The sequence below is a fragment of the Guyparkeria sp. genome, assembly GCF_046540515.1.
Classification (GTDB): Bacteria; Pseudomonadota; Gammaproteobacteria; order Halothiobacillales; family Halothiobacillaceae; genus Guyparkeria.
In genome coordinates, this window is record NZ_JBKHFB010000114.1 from 1 (window position 1) to 3,108 (window position 3,108).

The following is a 3,108-nucleotide window of genomic DNA, read 5'->3' on the forward strand; positions in this document are numbered from 1 at the left end:
AGCTCGCGGGCATGTGCCCGGGTCTGGTCGGTGACCGCCCGCCCGCCGAGCATGCGGGCGAGCTCCTCTACCCGCTCATCGGCGTCCAGCGCGCGTACCCAGGTGCGAGTGGAATCGGCCTGCTCGTCCTTCTCGATGCGTGCCTGATGGTGGCCGTGGGCGGCGACCTGCGGCAGGTGGGTGACGCAGAGCACCTGCCGCGATTCGCCCAGCGCGCGCAAATGGGCGCCGACGATCGCCGCGGTGGCCCCGCCGATACCGGTGTCGACCTCGTCGAAGATGAAGGTGCCCACCGGGTCGTCGCCGGCGGTGAGCGTCTTCAACGCCAGGCTCACGCGGGCCAGTTCGCCGCCGGAGGCGATCTGGTCGAGCGGGGCGACCGGCTGACCGCGGTTGGCGCTGATCAGGAACACGACCTCGTCGATACCGCGCTCGCCGCGGCGTTCGGCGAGTGCCTCGGGCTGGGTCAGGCGTACCTCGAATTCGCCGTTGGGCATGCCCAGTTCGCGGATCGAGGCCTTGAGGCGTTTGGCCAACTCACGGGCGCTGGCGCGTCGTTTCTCGCTGACTTCGGCGGCTAGCCTGTCGTAGGCGGCCCGGTTTTCCGCCAGGCGGGTCTCGAGCTCCTCGACCGATCCGCCGGCCCGGCTGAGCCGTTGGTGTTCCTCGCGCAGGTCGTGGATGTGCTGCTCGAACATCTCCGGGGAGACCCGGTGCTTGCGTGCCAGTTCGTGCAGGGTATCCAGTCGCGATTCGACCGTGGCCAATCGCTCGGGGTCCGCCTCGGCCGATTCGAGTCGGTCGCGCAGGGTGTCGACCGCCTCGGCGATCTGGATCTCGGCGGACTGCAGGGTCTCGATCACCGGGCCGAGCGACTCGTCGAGGTCCGCGATCCGCGAGAGGGCCTGCTCGGCGGCACCGATGCGGTCGTGGGCGTTGCCGTCCTCGTCGAACAGCGCGGCCATCTGGTCGGCCAGCACCTGCCGCCATTCGTCCAGGCGGGAGAGGCGCTTGAGCTCGGCATGCAGCTGGTTGAACTCGTCGGGCTGCGGGTCGACCCGCTCGATCTCCTCGAGCTGGAACTCGAGGAAGGCGAGTCGGTCGGCGCGCGAGTCCTGTTCGGCGCGATGGGAAGCCAGCTCGTCCTCGTCGGCATGGATCCGACGGCTCAGGCGGCCGAGTTCGGTCACCGGCCCCTTGAGGTCGCCGAAGTGATCGAGCAGGGCGAGCTGGGTCTTCGCCTGCATCAGCCGCTGGTTCTGGTGCTGGCCGTGGATGTCGATCAGGTGCCGGCCGATGCCCTTGAGGGTCTGCCCCGGTACGGGGCGGCCGTTGATCCAGGCCTTGGAGCGCCCGTCTCGGGACAGCAACCGGCGCACGATCAGCGGCTGCGATTCGCCCTCGGGCGCGTCGGCAAGCTCCTGTTCCTCCAGCCAGTCTGCCGCCGGGCTGTCCACCGGCAGTCGGAATTCCCCGGTGACCTCGCCCTGGTCGCAGCCGGCGCGCAGCAGGTTCATGTTGGCGCGATCGCCCAGCAGCAGGCCGATCGCGTCGATCAAGATCGACTTGCCCGCGCCGGTCTCGCCGGTCAGCGCGGTCATGCCGGCGGCGAAATCGAGTTCGAGCTGGTCGATCAGGGCGATCTGGCGGATCGAGAGGGTGGTCAGCATGTCAGGCGGATTCCTTTGCCCGGTTATTTGCCCGGTTAGCCGGATGTTTCATGAAATATCCGGGCTAGAACGTCTGCTCGCTCCAGCAGAGCTTGTCGCGTAGCAGGGAATAATGGTCGTGACCGGCCGGGTGGATCAGGCGGATGTCGTGCTCGTACTTCGAGATCGCGAGCACGTCGCCGTATTCCAGAGGCTGGTTGAGCTGGCCGTCGAAGCTGACCACACCGCCGCCGCGTGAGCCTTCCACCGGGCGGATCTCGATCAGGTGGTGCGCGTCGACCACGATGGGTCGGTAGCTGAGCGTGTGCGGGCAGATCGAGACGATGCCCACGGCATGCAGGTCCGGGGCGATCAGCGGGCCACCGGCCGAGAGCGCATAGGCGGTCGAGCCGGTCGGGGTGCAGACCACCACCCCGTCCGAGCGCTGCTGGTTGACCAGGGTGCCGTCGATGCACATCTCGAATTCGACCATGCGGACAGGGTCCCGCATCTTGAAGGTCACGTCGTTGAGGGCGACGGACTCCATGATACGGGTGTCGTTGCGCACCAGGCTCCCCTGGAGCAGGAAGCGGCGCTCCTCGCAGTATCGCCCGTCGAGGATGGCCGAGAGGTGACGGTCGAGGTCGTTGGGACTGACATCGGCGAGAAAGCCGAGTCGGCCGAGGTTCACGCCCAGGATCGCGACATCCTCGTGCTGGCACAGTGAGCGGGCGGCGTTGAGTATCGTGCCGTCTCCGCCAATCACCACGATCAGGTCGCGATCCAGCCGGTCGCGCGAGAAGCGGGCCGCCTTGATCGATGGGACCGGGTTCTCGGCGCCTTCCTCCAGCGCCCAGTCCACCCCGTGCTCCTCGGCAACGCTCACCAGGTTGCGGTAGACCTCGTCCAGCGCCTCGCCACCGTCCGGCTTGACGATAATGCCCAGGCGCGAGAAGGCGGGGGCGGGTCCCGGCTGTTCGCTGGCTGAAAGGGAGGAAGGTTTCATGGCGTGTGTACTCTTGCTGCCTGACGACTCAGTGATTGCCCGAGGACCATTTCAAACCGACGATGCCGATCACGATCAGTGCGATGAACCCCAGTCGGGCGGCCGTCACCGGTTCCTTGAACCAGAGGATGCCGAGCAACGCCACGCCAGTCGCGCCGATGCCCGTCCAGACGGCGTAGGCCGTGCCCATCGGGATCTCGCGCATCGCCAGCGCGAGCAGGTAAAAGCTCGCCCAGGCAATGGCCAGGACCACCACCGTGGGCACCAGCCGGGAAAAGCCGTCGGTGAAGCGCAGCCCGGTCGCCCAGACGATTTCCAACAGGCCGGCGGCCAACAAGATGAGCCAGGCGTTCATGCAGTGCGTGGGTCCTCGGATGCGGTCATGTCGTGTTCGTCGAGAGCCGGCATTTGGCCGGCGAGCATGGGAATCGGCCCAGTCTAGCAAAGGAACCT

General features: G+C 67.4%; 3 protein-coding genes. All 3 read right to left on the reverse strand.

Going from position 1 to position 3,108, the window contains the following annotated elements; all coding sequences use genetic code 11:
• Positions 1-1,670 (reverse strand): DNA repair protein RecN (recN, locus tag ACLFRM_RS09270; RefSeq protein WP_410755454.1); only part of this gene is annotated, 1,670 nt, incomplete at its 3' end.
• A 64-nt stretch (positions 1,671-1,734) separates the two neighbouring features.
• On the reverse strand, positions 1,735-2,655 hold the full coding sequence (locus tag ACLFRM_RS09275) for an NAD(+)/NADH kinase (protein ID WP_410755455.1): 921 nt from the start codon (positions 2,653-2,655) through the stop codon (positions 1,735-1,737).
• A gap of 28 nt (positions 2,656-2,683) precedes the next feature.
• A complete protein-coding gene (locus ACLFRM_RS09280) occupies positions 2,684-3,010 on the reverse strand; it encodes a DMT family transporter (RefSeq protein WP_410755456.1) in 327 nt (108 codons plus the stop codon).
• Positions 3,011-3,108 lie beyond the last annotated feature (98 nt).

Excerpts from the sequence above, each read along its gene's own strand:
- ACLFRM_RS09275 (WP_410755455.1), bottom strand. The coding sequence starts at position 2,655 with ATGAAACCTTCCTCCCTTTCAGCCAGCGAACAGCCGGGACCCGCCCCC.
- ACLFRM_RS09280 (WP_410755456.1), bottom strand. The coding sequence starts at position 3,010 with ATGAACGCCTGGCTCATCTTGTTGGCCGCCGGCCTGTTGGAAATCGTC.